We start from the raw sequence: 14,874 nt of genomic DNA on the forward strand, positions 1-14,874 counted from the left end.
ATTGCATCCGCTTTATGTATCGCGTTTACTTGTTCGATTTCTTCAGCTCACTTATTCCAATCGTACGGTAATTTAGCAGGAAAGAACTGAACGATAGAATCGTCCGGTTTCAACATCCATATTCATGAGCATGGAATTTATAAACGAATGACTTCATCCTTCCGCTTATCAACGACACGAATCGCTTTTCCTTCTGAACGGGGAATGCTTTTTGGGATGTTGACAACAATATCCATCGTTACAAGACATGCGGATTTCAAATGATGCTGTATCGTTTTCCTTAATATCTCTACATTCCCATGCGTTAAGTCTTCTTCAATCTCCCTGTAGAAACCGCTTTCAATTTCAATGTGCAGTTCAACACCGTCCATATTTCCCTTCTTAACGAGATGAATCTGATAGTGTGGCACAATTCCCTCCATTTGGAATAGCACACGCTCTATTTCAGATGGAAACACATTCACTCCCCTGACTATGATCATATCATCCGTTCTGCCCTTAACACGGGACATTCTAGTTGTCGTACGCCCGCATTTACACGGTTCATGTGTAATTGAGGCGATATCACCTGTACGGTAACGAATGATTGGCAGCGCTTCCTTTGTAAGGCTGGTAAAGACAAGTTCCCCATCTTCGCCGTCCTTAACCGGTTCAAGCGTGTCCGGGTTAATGACCTCGACAAGGAAATGGTCTTCTGCGATATGCAGTCCATCCTGTGCTTCATGACATTCAATCGCAACTCCCGGCCCCATGATTTCACTTAATCCGTAAATATCGATGGCTTTCAATTTCAGTTTCCTCTCAAGTGTTGCCCTCATTGCCTCCGACCATGGCTCAGCTCCGAAAATCCCATACTCAAGCCCATTATCAGCAGGATCAATTCCCATCTCTTCCATCTTTTCAGCGATATTCAAAATATAAGTAGGGGTTCCGCAAATGCCTCGCGGTTTAAAGTCATTGATGATCGTAATCTGCCTATCGGTATTCCCCCCTGAAATGGGTACTGTCGCAACTCCCAGCTTTTCTGCCCCGCAATGCAAGCCCAGGCCCCCTGTAAACAGACCATATCCATATGCGTTATGGAAAATATCTGACTTGCGACCTCCTGCAGCTACAATTCCACGTGCGACGATTGTTGCCCAATTTTCCAAATCATTTTTCGTATACCCGACAATTGTAGGCTTTCCGCTCGTTCCGGATGAACCATGAATGCGTGTTACATCCTCCATCGGAACGGCAAATAAACCGAATGGATACTGATCACGAAGCGTCTGTTTTTTTGTAAATGGAAGCTTTATCACATCGTTTAGAGTTTGAATATCTTCTGGTTCCAGGCCCATCTCTCTAAACTTTTCTCTGTAATAAGGTACATTTTCATATACATGGCTAATCGTTTTTTTAAGGCGTGCCATTTGTAAACTTTCCATTTCAGCACGTGAAGCCGTTTCAACTTCCGGATTGTACATTGTTTCAGTCCCCCTCAATTTTACTATTGTCCCACCTAACATACATAACGGTTATAAAACGGATATTAAATTATTGTTATGATTTATTTCAAGATTAATACGTCATTTCTACGTTGTCAATAATGTTTTTATAATTCAGATAAAATGACCGAATAGACAAAATACTAATTTACTAAATTTTCAGACTATGTTAATTTTAACAATGATATATCATTTTATCAAACAATCGTTTTAAAAACGTACTACACAAAAAGGGGGCTTACTATGGAATCACAGGCTAAAAACGGCCATTCACCATCAGGACATGACAACGGAAATAAGTATCGTCAATTAATTGAAACGGAAGAATTCAAGTATTTGCTTCAAAAGAAAAAAGCTTTCATCCTACCTGTCACTCTCTTCTTTCTTGCTTTTTATTTTGTTCTGCCTATTTTAGCCGCTTATAGCGAAGTGTTGAAGGGTGAAGCTTTTTTTAATATTACTTGGGCTTGGGTATATGCACTTCTCCAATTCGCTGTCGTATGGTTAGGGGGAATTGTCTATATCAAAAAAGCAGAGAAATACGACAAGATGGCTAAAAATATCTTGAATAAATATGAGAAGGAGCTTGGCGAATGAGCATTTTATCCCTCACGCTTTTTTTGGGCATCATCTTGTTAACGCTTACAATAACCTATTACTCTTCTAAGAAGACGAAAAATGCCAGCGATTTTTATACGGCCGGCGGCGGATTGACAGCATGGCAGAATGGATTGGCCGTAGCAGGTGACTTTATGTCAGCCGCATCCTTCCTGGGAATTACGGGTGCAATCGCACTGATTGGTTTTGATGGCTTTTATATGAGCATCGGGAACCTTGTGGCCTTTCTTGTCTTATTGTATCTTGTATCGGAACCACTTCGCAATCTAGGTAAGTTTACGCTGGCAGACATGATTTCAGCACGCTTCAAATCAAAAAAAGTGCGAGGGATAGCTGCTGCTAACACACTTGTCATTTCAATCTTTTACATGATTGCCCAACTTGTAGGTGCAGGAGGATTAATTAAACTCTTGCTCGGCATCGATTATTGGCTATCAGTTCTTCTTGTCGGTGTACTGATGACGATTTATGTGATTTTCGGCGGGATGAGAGCGACAAGCTGGGTGCAGATCACGAAAGCGGTTCTATTGCTAGGCGGTTCCGCTGTATTGACGTTCATCGTTTTTTCCCGTTTTAATTTCAACATTTCAGAGATGTTCCAACATGTACAAACTGCAACACCGCTCGGAAAGGAATTTTTGAATCCAGGAAATAAATACACCGATGGACTCGACATGATTTCATTTAATATGTCGCTTGTCCTTGGAGCAGCAGGCCTTCCGCATTTACTCGTCCGCTTCTTTACAGTAAAGGACGCAGCTACTGCAAGGAAATCCGTCGTATATTCCACATGGTTTATAGGGGTATTTTTCATCATGACGATTTTCCTTGGTTTCGGCGCTGCATCTTTCGTCGGGTTTGAGCGGATCATCGAAGCAAACTCGGCTGGAAACATGGCCGCGCCCCTTCTTGCATTAACCATGGGCGGGGAATTTTTATTCGCATTCGTTTCTGCTGTGGCATTTGCCACGATTTTAGCGGTTGTATCCGGCCTTGTTTTAACGTCGGCATCGGCTTTTGCACATGATATATACGGTGAAATCATCAAGGAAGGAAATATTACGGAAAAACAGCAAATACTCGTTGCCCGAATGGCTTCTGTCGGAGTAGCGGTCATTTCGATTTTACTTGCTTTATTTGCTCAATCAATGAATGTCGCTTTTCTTTCAGTCCTTGCGCTTGGAATTGCTGCCAGTGCCAATTTACCGATCATTCTTTGCACAATATATTGGAAACGCTTCAACGCAACCGGAGCGATCACCGGAATGTCATTCGGGTTACTCAGCTCCATCATACTGGTCATGCTCAGTCCCAATGTATGGAATCCGGAACCTGGGATGGGGATTTTCACTGGTGATCCCCTCTTCTCGATGAGCAACCCGACCATTTTCACCGTACCGCTCGGCTTTATTGGAGCTTATTTAGGTACAATACTGTCAAAAGCAAAAGATGAAGAAAACGGTTTTGCTGAAGTACTGTTCAAATCAAACACCGGATATGGGATAAGTTCAGCAAAAGACCATTAAGAAGGAGGATTTCCATGACCACACATTTAGATCAGGATATTCACGAATTGCATTACGATCAAATCAAACAAGTACTGGTCGACGAACCATACGCTTCTTTTCTAGGGATGAAATTGACGAAACTCGGTCCCGGGACAGCTGAAGCAGAATTGATTCCAAGTGACCACATGCTAAATAGCCATGGAACCGTTCACGGTGCCATCATCTTTTCACTTGCTGATTACGTGTTCGCCGCAGCCAGTAATTCATATGGCAAAATTGCGGTTGGCGTTTCAAACAACATCAACTTCTTATCAGCTGGCAAACGGGGTGAGACTTTAACTGCCAGAGCGGAAGAAATAAAGAAAAACCATAAACTGGCCTGGTATAAAATAGACGTGTCAAATGAAAGGGAATTGATTGCAACCATGGAAGCGATGGTATACAGGAAAAATCAATATTTCGTCGACCAAGTTGAATAAGTAACACTTGAAACCGGACGAGCAATCAACTTGTCCGGTTTATTTTCCCCTTGTTTTGCCCATGATACATACATTAAACTAATAAAAAGGGGATTCCCGATTTGGAATCCCCCTCCCTTATTTTAAAACCCTTCTTCCTAGCTATTGGCCGGAATACTGGAATCTATCACTTTTAGCCACTCCCCACGCTCCCTTTCACTGATTACATCAGTCTCGTAAACTATTTTCCCTCTATTCATGGTAGCCGTGATTTGGCAAGGAAAGGTATGGCCCATATAAACGCTTTGCTTATGTTTCGCGAAAAAATTCGTTTCCGAAACTTCATGCATACCATTAAGGGAAACGATGGCAAGGTCTGCATCCTTCCCTACCTCGATTTGTCCTTTTCTAGAGGAGAGACCGAACCTTTTTGCCGGGGCTGAAGCTGTCCACTCAGCGACCTTATGAAGCGGGATACCATGTAAAACAGCCAACTCAATCATCGACATCAACGAAAATTGCCCCCCGCTTATTCCGCCCCACGCTTCAAAAATATTATGTATGGCAGGATCTTTCAGCTCAAAAGGGCATGGTGAGTGGTCGGAAGAAATCATATCGAATTTCCCTTCCATTAAACGGGTAATCAATCTTTCTTGTTCTTCCCTTTCCCTTAGTGGGGGAGCACATTTTGCAACCGCGCCTTTTTCTATTAAATCATCCTGATTGAATAATAAATAATGCGGACACGTCTCGACCGTCACATCCAGCCCCTTCTGTTTGGCCGATTCAATTTTTTCGATGGCCAAACTACTGCTAATATGGACAAAGTGCAGCGGACAGCCCGTTAACTCTGCATATGTAATGGCACGCTCCACAGCCTCCGCTTCCGCTTGCACAGGTCTTGTAGCTGCATAATCATTCGCACTGAATAGTCCATCCTTCTCTTTTTCCCGCTTGAACCACTGAGTGATCGGATCACTTTCCGCATGAAGGGCCAAGACCTTTCCCAATTCCGCTATTTTCTTCATTCCATGTAAAAGGGTGAAATCATCTGCCCGTTCAAACTCCTCATTTCCCGTCGCTGATAGAAATGCCTTAAATCCGATGACTCCGGATTTGGCGAGATCCTCTAAATCATCGATATTTCCCGGGACCAGCCCTCCCCATAATCCAAAGTCTATAACCGACTTCATCTCACCGAGATTGCCCTTTTCAAGGAGGGCCTTTCGATCAATCGTTGAAGGGATTCCATTCAATGGCATATCGAAATATGTGGTGCAGCCTCCCGCTGCCATCATTTGCGATCCTGTTTCAAAGCCCTCCCAATGGGCGCGGCCAGGTTCGCTAAAATGCACATGGACATCAATCATACCAGGAAAGATATGCTGGCCATCCGCTTCATACTCTGCATAACCATTGCCATCCAGGATATCCCCAATCTTAACAATCACCCCATCCTGGATGGCAAGATCAGCTTTCTTCACTCCATCAGGAAAAACTACATATCCATTGCGGATAATAAGATCATATATTGACATATGGACCACTCCCCCAAAATAGTTTTATAATCAAAGAGATCCCCTTGATGCAGCCACTTTCTCCGTCTTTCCCACATACACATCCAGTGCAGCCTGCAAAGCCTCTCCCCGATTAACTTGGAACCCCTGGCGCAAAAGGACAGCTTCCAAGGAGGCCAATACAAAGAGGATGTTTTCTTTCCTGCAACTGAATCCCATGGTCCCGATCCTCCAGATTTTGCCGTGAAGCGGACCAAACGAGGAAGCGATTTCGATACCAAATTCATTCAACAGCATGGCTCTTACAGCTTCACCGTCGATTCCGTTTGGAATTTCGATGCAAGTTACACACGGAAGTTTGTTTTTCCCATCCCCGAATAACGTTAGCCCCATTGCCTTGATCCCTTCAACGAGAGCAGCTTCGTGGAGTTCATGACGGGCAAAGCGCGTTTCCAGACCTTCTTCAAGCACAAGGCGCAACCCTTCACGTAACGCATAAATCATGGAGGTCGCTTCTGTATGGTGATTCAAGCGGCGCGGTCCCCAATAATCCTGCAGCATGCTTAAATCGAAATAATTACTGGTGATCGGACGGCGGAGCGAAACCTTTTGGTTATCTTCATCCGTCGCAATACCACGTTCCACCTTTTTGCGGGACTGGATGATTTCTTCTATTCTCTCATTATACGTAATCGGTGCCATACCTGAAGGAACTGACAAGCATTTTTGTGTCCCTCCTATCAACCCATCAATACACCATTCATCCACCTTAACATCGGTGCCCCCGATCGAGGCAACCGCATCCACCACAAGCAGGACACCCAATTCTCGGCAGGCCAACCCGATTTCCTTCAAAGGCTGCATACAACCTGTGGAAGTTTCCCCATGAACGATTGCTGTTATTTTTGGGGAGACTTTCTTGATTTCCGCGATGACAGCTTGCGGTTCGAACACCTCTCCCCAAGGACATTCCATCGTATGGACTTCAGCTCCGTATCGCTCACAGATTTCGACCAACAAATGACCGAATCTACCGAATATGGGAACCAGAACCTTATCTCCCGGCTCAATGATGCTGCATAGAATCGCTTCATTACCCGATCTTGAGGTGCCATCGATAGGGAATGCCCATTTATTTTTCGTTTGAAAAACCAAACGCAGCATTTCCATCACTTCATTCATGATTGTAGTGAATGCAGGATCGAATTGCCCTAATATCGGTGTGCTCATCGCCCTTAAAACACGCGGATCCACTTCGACCGGTCCTGGTGTCATGATCGTTCTCATCGGTGCATTCAATTCTGAATATGCCATTTTCCCCAACCCCTTTAATAGGCTAATTTATATAGTATTTCACTTAAAACGTCGATTCCCTTTTCCATATCCACAACACTCGTAAACTCCTTAGGCGAATGGCTGATCCCCCCCTTACTTGGAACGAACAGCAAGCAAGTCGGACAAAACGAACCAAATACTTGTGCATCATGGCCGGCTCCGCTGACCATATCTTGGTATGGTATATTTTTATCTTTAGCTACCTTTCGGACAAGGCCATTCATTTCCCGATCCATCGCAACCGGTTTGACATCCATCCATTGTGAAACCTCCAGCTTCATTTCAGCTTTCTTTGCCAAGGAATCGAAAGTCGAAAAGATTTCCTTACAAAACCTTTCAAGAACCTCTTCCTCGTGATGCCTGATATCGAGACTGAGCTCCACTTCACCAGCAATGACATTCGGAACATTAGGTTTAACATCCATTCTCCCAACAGTCGCAACTAAACCCGGGTCCATACCCATCGCTTTTTTCGTTAAAAAAGAAATGAATTCCGAAGCAAAACCGACAGCATCCTTCCTGTATGACATGGGAGTGGTGCCCGCATGATCACTCTCACCCATGATTTTAACCGTATAACGGCGCTGCCCGACAATATGGCTGACGACCCCAATTGCATTCTCATTCTTTTCAAGCACCATCCCCTGTTCTACATGAATTTCGACGAACCGTTCAATATCATCGCGGACCGGGGTTTTATAGGCTCCAGGTTCAAACCCTGACTTTTTCATGGCTTCCAAAAAAGGAATTCCTTCTGTATCTTTTAAATCCCTGACATGCTCAAGACCATAGACTCCTTTAATATTCCTCGACCCCCAAAACGTTAAGGGAAATCTGCTTCCTTCCTCCTCACAAAAGGAAACGACTTCAATCGTCTTTCGCGGCGCCCCATAGGCTTTATACAACCTCTTAACTGCCAGGAAACTAGCGATGACCCCATATGCGCCGTCATATTTCCCCCCATCCTTGACCGTGTCTATATGAGAACCGGTCAGAATGATTCCACCTGAGAGATCCCTTCCCTCAAGCCTGCCAAACAAGTTGCCTACACTATCAAAATATGTACTGAGGTTTTCTTTTTCCATCTCAGCTTTCATTGCCTGCTGAGCGCTCATCCATTCCTTGGAATATAATAACCGGGTCACCCCATTACTCTCCGTTGCCCCGAAAGATGCCAACCATTCTATCATCGACGCAACATCATCCTTTTCATCTATGAATTTTTCGATTTGAATGCCCATCACATCGCTTCCCTTCTCAATATCCATTCATGTTATGAATATTCACAAATTTATGTTATCTATTATTTTACTTGCTTTCACATTTAACTTCATTGACAATTCTGTTAGTATTTCGGTGTTTTTTTGTGCAAAATAACCAACTGAAAACAAGCCAACAAAAGAAGAGGGCGCCCATTAAACCGGACACCCTCTTTTTATCAACTTGTATAATTCGAGCCTAAGCCCAATTCCCTCAATAGCTGACGATAAGCGATCGACGTCTTATCTGCCGCGATATGTGCTTCCGCTTGCAAATCAAGAGGCAGCTCCTCCGGCTTTTGATTTTCCACCATTTCCTTATCTTCATTGAAAATCTGCAAGTTGAATTCATAAGTATCTTCAACCGGGGCATCTAAATCAAAGTTACGGGCCATCGGTGAAAACATTCTTGTCTTTCGTGCCGAAACCGGACTGGCACAGTTCAAGATGTGAAGTTTCCCATCCTCCGGGAAATGGACAGTAAGCCTGGCCGCCAGCGGTGGATAGATATCAAAAACACGCAGCCACTCAAAGTGGGCAGGTTCTAAATGCCGCATGCCTTTTCCGTAATTACTGACGGAACTTAAGTATTCCACATGGAGGCCATATTCCGTTTTTTCCACCTTATAACTAGGAACGATAGGATTGTTACGATCAGCGAAGCTTTCCGAATGAACCCAAGCAAAGTGGGACACATCCAAAAAACCTTCCATCTGCCGACCGGCTGAACCGGCAATGTCTATGGATGGCGGCAGGATGTTCAAATATGCCTCATCATCCCAGGCCGGCAACTTTGGAATATCCTCTTTATCGCTCGCAATCGAAGTCCAAATCAAGCCGTAGCGCTCAACCGCGGGATAAATATTAATGCAAAGACGCGGGGATATTTTAGCGTTGGGATGTGCAGGTATCCCCGTACAATTCCCTTCCGGGCCATATCTAAAACCGTGGTAAGGGCATACGATATCATCACCATCCACCCATCCCATGCTTAATGGCACACCACGATGCAGACAAAGGTCCCTCGCAACGATAATCTTCCCATTGGCCCGATAAAGGACAAGGTGCACATCCAGAAGTTTAATGCCTATCGGTTTTTCCGATATTTCCTCGACTGCCGCCACAGGAAACCAATATTGCGATAATACATCCCAGTCCCCTTTGCTGAATGTGCATTCTTTCGGAAACGGCGTTACTCTTTTTTTCTTACTGGAAGCAACTGTGCCTTCACTCATTTTATCGTCTCCCTTATCCTCACGTTATTTTTTATAAATATTAACAAAATTAAAATAACATGTCACCAACGATGTTATAAAACCTAACATAAAAATGCTTTTTTTATTTATCTGATAATCCAAACAATGAAATTTGTAGGATATGCCAAAGTGTTTGTATGATATGATAATGAAAATCCGCAAAGCACGTTAGTAAACGGAGGGATTCAAACTAATATCAGCAACATGCGCTAATTTAAAACCGATTCATTTCCCCTGTATTTATAAACTTACACTCAATACTCTAATTTTCCAAAATGAGGTGTTTCAGATGAAGGTAGCCGAACTTTTAACATTACCAGCATTAACCGGCATGCATTTAATTGCCGGAGGAACAGGGATCGAACGGGAAGTCCTCACAGTCAATATGATGGACGCTCCGGATATCATCAACTTTTTAAAACCAAATGAATTCCTTGTAACGACGGCTTATCACATAAAGGACAAGCCGCATCTCTTGTCATCACTCGTCGAAGCGATGGCAAACCAAGGCTGCGCAGCCCTGGGAATAAAGACAAGGAGGTACCTAAAGGAAATACCTGAGGAGGCACTGGTTCTTGCCAATGATTTATCCTTTCCAATCATTGAACTCCCGGCCGAATTGTCACTCGGGGAAATCATCAACCATACATTACGGGGGATTTTGGATCAACGTGCAGCGGAATTGACTTTTGCCATGGAAACACATAAACAATTCACAAACTTAATCATGCGCGGCAAAGGAATTCAAAAGCTGCTTGATCATTTATCGGATATGATTGGATACCCCATCTTATTAGTTGACCAGTACCTAAAACCAATATTCCAACCAATCTCAACACCTGGAATTATTCCAATAATCAAAAAAATGAGCGAAGCGGGATTCCGATTCCACAAAACCAAAACACCTTTCTTTTCATTTTCATCCCTTTCCAATAAACAGCCCTATACCGTCTTCCCCATCTATATGAATGAAGAGAAATTTGGTTATTTGACGATATCGGGAGAAATTAAGACTAGCGATAACCTCATAACATTGACGATAGAACAGGCAACTAATGTCATTTCTTTTGCCCTGATGAAAGAACACGCCCTTAAACAGCATGATCGGAATATCCGAAATGATTTCTTCCTTCATTTTCTCGATGGCAGTTTCTCTTCACAAGAGGAAATCATAAATCGGGCAAAGGAGTTTTCCTTACACAATGAAAAAACCTATATATGCGCAGTCGGAAAGATCGATGAATCCGATTCGGACATAAGTTACACACAGCTGCAGCGACGGGCTGATTCGATATACGAGTTTTTGGAAGATGAACTTTGCCTATCACCCAATCCCATTCATCTCTTTACCAAAGGCAAGAAATGCATTCTTTTATATGAAGTGAATGAAGTCTCTGACGTTCTCCAAACTGTCGAAACCTCGCTAAAATCATTGCAAAGGATAACAGCCAGCCAGTTCGGCTGCACGATTTCTTTCGGAGTGAGCCATTTGAGCCAGAGTTTTTTACAGACCAAGAATTCTTACAAAGAAGCGAACGACTCCCTTCTCGAAGGAGGCCTTTCGAAAAGGATCGAATACATCCATATATTCCGAACGAAGGATATTATGGAATTATTGAGGATCATCCCCGAAGAAGACCTCATGAATTTTCACCATTATTCACTACAGGGATTTTCAAAGGTTTTCACCGAGGAGGAGCAATCCTTATTACAGACATTATCCGTCTATCTCGAAACTCATTGTCAAATATCCGAAACTGCCAAAAGGTTATTCGTACATCGAAACACAGTTGTATACAGACTCGAGAAATGCGAAGAGCTGCTCGGCAAGAGCCTGAAAGATTCGGAGACCACACTCCAGATACGGCTTGCCCTTCGCATTAAATCCTTACTTAAAATATAAAACAAAAGCCTCCCATCACTTTATGCAAGTTGTCTATATCCACAACCAAAAATTGTCTAATCTAACTAATGACAATTTTCTGATTTTTTATTATGATATTAATCATAACAGAATCACGTGATATAAAATGACACGCTACTGTAGAAGGGAGTTTTTTTATGAATGACAGAATTAATAAGTCCAAGGCCTTCTCGTTAGGTCTTCAGCACGTTCTTGCCATGTATGCTGGTGCCATATTGGTGCCGATCATCGTCGGGGGGGCATTGGGATTCAATTCTCAACAGTTAGCCTACCTTATTGCCATTGATCTATTGACCTGCGGGATCGCTACATTATTGCAATCTTGGAAAAATAAATACTTTGGAATTGGCCTCCCGATAGTTTTGGGAACTTCTTTCGTCGCAGTCACCCCCATGATATCCATCGGCAGCAATTATGGCATTTCCGCTATCTATGGATCAATCATAGCCGCTGGATTATTCATCATTTTTTTCTCCAACATCTTTGGTAAACTGCTTAAATTATTCCCGCCTGTCGTGACCGGTACCGTCGTCATCATCATTGGATTATCCTTAGTGCCCACCGGCATAAAGAATATGGCTGGCGGTTCCGGCAGCAAAGACTTTGGCTCAGCTGAGAACTTGATGCTTTCTTTAGGAGTCCTCGCCGTTATTCTGTTAATCAATCGCTGCTTCACTGGATTCATTCGCTCCATTTCCGTTCTGATTGGCATCATAGCAGGAACGATCGCTTCAACGTTTTTTGGGAAGATGGACTTTTCCACCCTTGCCGAGGCTTCTTGGTTCCATATCCCCACTCCTTTGTACTTCGGTACACCCAGCTTTGAAATAGCACCCATACTTACGATGATGTTGGTTGGCACAGTCATCCTTGTCGAATCCACTGGCGCATTCCTTGCTCTCGGAAAAATAACCGGCAGGGAATTGAGTGAAAAAGATATTGTCAAGGGCTACCGGGCAGAAGGCCTTGCCTTCACTTTAGGCGGGATTTTCAATGCCTTTCCTTATAGTACATTCGCCCAGAATGTAGGCCTCGTACAATTATCCGGTGTAAAAAAAAGAACAATCACCATTGTAGCCGGCTTCATTTTAATCGGGCTTGGACTTGTACCGAAAATCGCAGCACTCGCTACACTGATTCCCACTGCCGTTCTCGGAGGTGCTACCGTCGTCATGTTCGGAATGGTCGTTTCATCAGGAATTAAAATGTTGAATGACGTCGATTTCTCGGATAATGCCAATTTATTGGTCATTGCTTGTTCAGTCTCACTCGGACTGGGCGCAACCGTCGTTCCCGAGTTATTCTCAAGCCTGCCGGAAACCATCCGAATCGTTGTCGGTGATGGAATCATCACAGGAAGCCTGACAGCCATCATCCTGAATGTGATCTTGACTCCCCGAAAGAAAAAGGCGGCAGATAGAACCATCGCGGATGCAGATCAGTTCATGGCAAAAAGCATTTAAAAAGGAGCCCTTAGAATGATTACTATTAAGTCACTAAATGCAATTAGCGAAAAGGAGTTCACGATGTTCCTTGGTGATACTTTCGAACATTCACCTTGGATTGCAGAAAAGGCGGCAGCCAATAGACCATTTTCATCCATTATCAATCTGCATCAATGCATGGTGGACATTGTAAGCAATTCGTCAAATGAAGAAAAGTTAACATTAATCAAGAAGCACCCGAACCTAGGGGACAAAGTTGAAATGAGTGATGATTCGACTAAGGAACAGCATGGCGCCGGTTTAAAGGATCTTACTGCCGAAGAATATGAAAGTTTCATATCATTGAACCGGCAATATGTGAATAAATTCGGCTTTCCATTTATCCTGGCTGTACGCGGCAAAGATAAAAATGACATATATCAATCGATGAAAACAAGGATTCACCATTCAGAAACAATAGAGTTCGATAAGGCACTATCTGAAATTCATAAAATTGCCCTATTTCGTTTACAGGATAAAATCAAAATCGAAGGAGAGAATTCAATGAAAAATAAATCAGCCGCACAAACACTAAGTTATGGAAAAGGAAATGTTTTTGCCTATAGGACCTATTCAAAGCCTTTAACCGGAATCAAACAAATACCAGAATCCACTTTTTCAGGCAGAGATCATATCATTTTTGGCACCAATGTAAAAGTTTCCGTTGGCGGCTCCTCTTTTCTTCCCTCCTTCACGGAAGGAGACAATTCCATGGTCGTCGCGACAGATTCGATGAAAAACTTCATCCAACGGCATTTAGCCACATTCAAAGGAGCAACATTAGAAGGATTTGCTTCATATGTGTCAGAAGCCTTCCTTAACAAATATCCTCAAATCGATACGGTTAAATTGATTGCCGAGGATATCCCTTTCGAAGCTGTGACTGAAGCGACGGATCTTCAATTGAAACCGAGTGACCTTGTATTCAAAAAGTCCCGCAACGAACGGGCCAAGGCAGCCGTCGAAATCATCCGTAGGGAAAACGGCAGCGAAATCGTTCAGCAAAGCAGTTCCATCCTTGACCTCCAATTAATCAAAGTAAGCGGGAACTCTTTTGTCGGTTTTGTCCGTGATGAGTATACGACGCTTCCCGAAGATGGAAATCGTCCGCTTTTCATCTATTTGAATCTCCACTGGGTCTATGAGGATCAAAAGGATGCATTCGGTGTGGATCCTTCTAAATACGTGGCTGCTGAACAGGTAATCGATATTGCTACATCCGTTTTCCATGAAATGGAGACTCCTTCGATCCAAAATCTGATTTATGAAATCGGCTGCCGTATTTTAACCAGATTCCCTCAGCTTCTTGAAGTTACATTCGAATCCCAGAACCACACATGGGATACAGTCGTTTCCGAAATCCCGGAATCCAAAGGAAAAGTATATACAGAGCCGCGCCCGCCATATGGATTTCAGGTCTTCACCGTTAAAAAAGAAAATCTCGAAAATAATAAAATCCTGGCTGCTGCTGAAGAAAACATCGGTTAAGGAGTATTTATGCCTGGTATAACAACACATATATTGGATTTAATGCATGGCCAGCCGGCCGAAAACGTGACGATTGAATTATACTATTCCGAATCATCAACCGCTGACTGGCAGCTGCTCCAATCAGCGGTCACAAATATAGACGGGAGGCTCGATGCCCCGCTGCTGAACGCAGAAAACACTAAAATGGGAAACTACGAAATCATTTTTCATATCGGGGATTACTTCCGGAATAAGTCCATCGACCTTCCTGATCCGCCCTTTTTGGACCAGGTACCCGTCCGTTTCGGGCTATCTTCCCCATCCTCTCATTATCATGTGCCACTGCTCGTTTCCCCATGGGGCTATCAAGTGTATCGGGGAAGTTAAAAGAAACTGCCGGAGAAGACCTTCTCCGGCAGTTTCTTTTTTGATCGATTACAGTCTGGATTTTAAAACACATAACAAAACCCCACCTGTTCCCAATAGCAACTGGTGGGGTTTCTAACTGGCTTCTACATCTACATCAACCGGGAGGTCCATCTTGTGCAATCACGTCCT

At 43.5% G+C, this 14,874-nt stretch carries 12 protein-coding genes; 7 read left to right on the top strand and 5 right to left on the bottom strand.

Going from position 1 to position 14,874, the window contains the following annotated elements; translation table 11 throughout:
- Nucleotides 1-137 precede the first annotated feature (137 nt).
- A complete protein-coding gene (locus tag ACWF5P_RS07455; protein ID WP_260356840.1) occupies nucleotides 138-1,466 on the bottom strand; it encodes a phenylacetate--CoA ligase family protein in 1,329 nt (442 codons plus the stop codon).
- Between the two features lie 264 nt (nucleotides 1,467-1,730).
- On the opposite strand from ACWF5P_RS07455, the gene ACWF5P_RS07460 reads away from it, so the two are divergent.
- The 3 genes from ACWF5P_RS07460 to ACWF5P_RS07470 are packed head-to-tail and all read left to right on the top strand — an operon-like array spanning nucleotide 1,731 to nucleotide 4,092.
- Complete coding sequence (locus ACWF5P_RS07460; protein ID WP_434168770.1) at nucleotides 1,731-2,084, top strand: DUF485 domain-containing protein; 354 nt, start codon at nucleotides 1,731-1,733, stop codon at nucleotides 2,082-2,084.
- Nucleotides 2,081-3,631: a solute symporter family protein gene (locus ACWF5P_RS07465; RefSeq protein ID WP_260356838.1), complete on the top strand. Its 1,551-nt coding sequence runs from the start codon at nucleotides 2,081-2,083 to the stop codon at nucleotides 3,629-3,631. The genes ACWF5P_RS07460 and ACWF5P_RS07465 overlap by 4 nt, the downstream gene beginning before the upstream one ends.
- Before the next feature lie 14 nt (nucleotides 3,632-3,645).
- A complete protein-coding gene (locus tag ACWF5P_RS07470; RefSeq protein WP_101224278.1) occupies nucleotides 3,646-4,092 on the top strand; it encodes a PaaI family thioesterase in 447 nt (148 codons plus the stop codon).
- Between the two features lie 137 nt (nucleotides 4,093-4,229).
- Here the strand turns inward: ACWF5P_RS07470 and ACWF5P_RS07475 are convergent, their stop codons facing one another.
- From ACWF5P_RS07475 to ACWF5P_RS07490, 4 genes are all read right to left on the bottom strand, one after another.
- Nucleotides 4,230-5,609 carry an allantoinase gene (locus ACWF5P_RS07475; RefSeq protein WP_434168769.1) on the bottom strand — a complete coding sequence of 460 codons (1,380 nt, stop codon included), beginning with the start codon at nucleotides 5,607-5,609 and terminating at the stop codon, nucleotides 4,230-4,232.
- 30 nt (nucleotides 5,610-5,639) lie between these two features.
- On the bottom strand, nucleotides 5,640-6,902 hold the full coding sequence (locus tag ACWF5P_RS07480) for a pyridoxal-phosphate-dependent aminotransferase family protein (RefSeq protein ID WP_101224280.1): 1,263 nt from the start codon (nucleotides 6,900-6,902) through the stop codon (nucleotides 5,640-5,642).
- 14 nt (nucleotides 6,903-6,916) lie between these two features.
- Nucleotides 6,917-8,164, bottom strand: a complete 1,248-nt coding sequence (gene allC, locus ACWF5P_RS07485; protein WP_434168768.1) for an allantoate deiminase — start codon at nucleotides 8,162-8,164, stop codon at nucleotides 6,917-6,919.
- A gap of 197 nt (nucleotides 8,165-8,361) precedes the next feature.
- On the bottom strand, nucleotides 8,362-9,417 hold the full coding sequence (locus ACWF5P_RS07490; RefSeq protein ID WP_434168767.1) for a Rieske 2Fe-2S domain-containing protein: 1,056 nt from the start codon (nucleotides 9,415-9,417) through the stop codon (nucleotides 8,362-8,364).
- Between the two features lie 310 nt (nucleotides 9,418-9,727).
- Between ACWF5P_RS07490 and ACWF5P_RS07495 the strand changes: the two genes are divergently transcribed.
- From ACWF5P_RS07495 to uraH, 4 genes are all read left to right on the top strand, one after another.
- Nucleotides 9,728-11,341: a PucR family transcriptional regulator ligand-binding domain-containing protein gene (locus ACWF5P_RS07495; RefSeq protein ID WP_434168766.1), complete on the top strand. Its 1,614-nt coding sequence runs from the start codon at nucleotides 9,728-9,730 to the stop codon at nucleotides 11,339-11,341.
- 158 nt (nucleotides 11,342-11,499) lie between these two features.
- Nucleotides 11,500-12,825 (top strand): solute carrier family 23 protein, encoded by a 1,326-nt coding sequence (locus ACWF5P_RS07500; protein ID WP_434168765.1) that lies wholly within the window; start codon nucleotides 11,500-11,502, stop codon nucleotides 12,823-12,825.
- 15 nt (nucleotides 12,826-12,840) lie between these two features.
- Complete coding sequence (pucL, locus tag ACWF5P_RS07505; protein ID WP_452444757.1) at nucleotides 12,841-14,334, top strand: factor-independent urate hydroxylase; 1,494 nt, start codon at nucleotides 12,841-12,843, stop codon at nucleotides 14,332-14,334.
- A 9-nt stretch (nucleotides 14,335-14,343) separates the two neighbouring features.
- Entirely contained in the window at nucleotides 14,344-14,703 is a 360-nt protein-coding gene (gene uraH / locus ACWF5P_RS07510) for a hydroxyisourate hydrolase (RefSeq protein WP_434168763.1), read from the top strand.
- The last annotated feature ends 171 nt before the right edge of the window (nucleotides 14,704-14,874 follow it).

Source organism: Peribacillus sp. NPDC055009 (assembly GCF_053608705.1).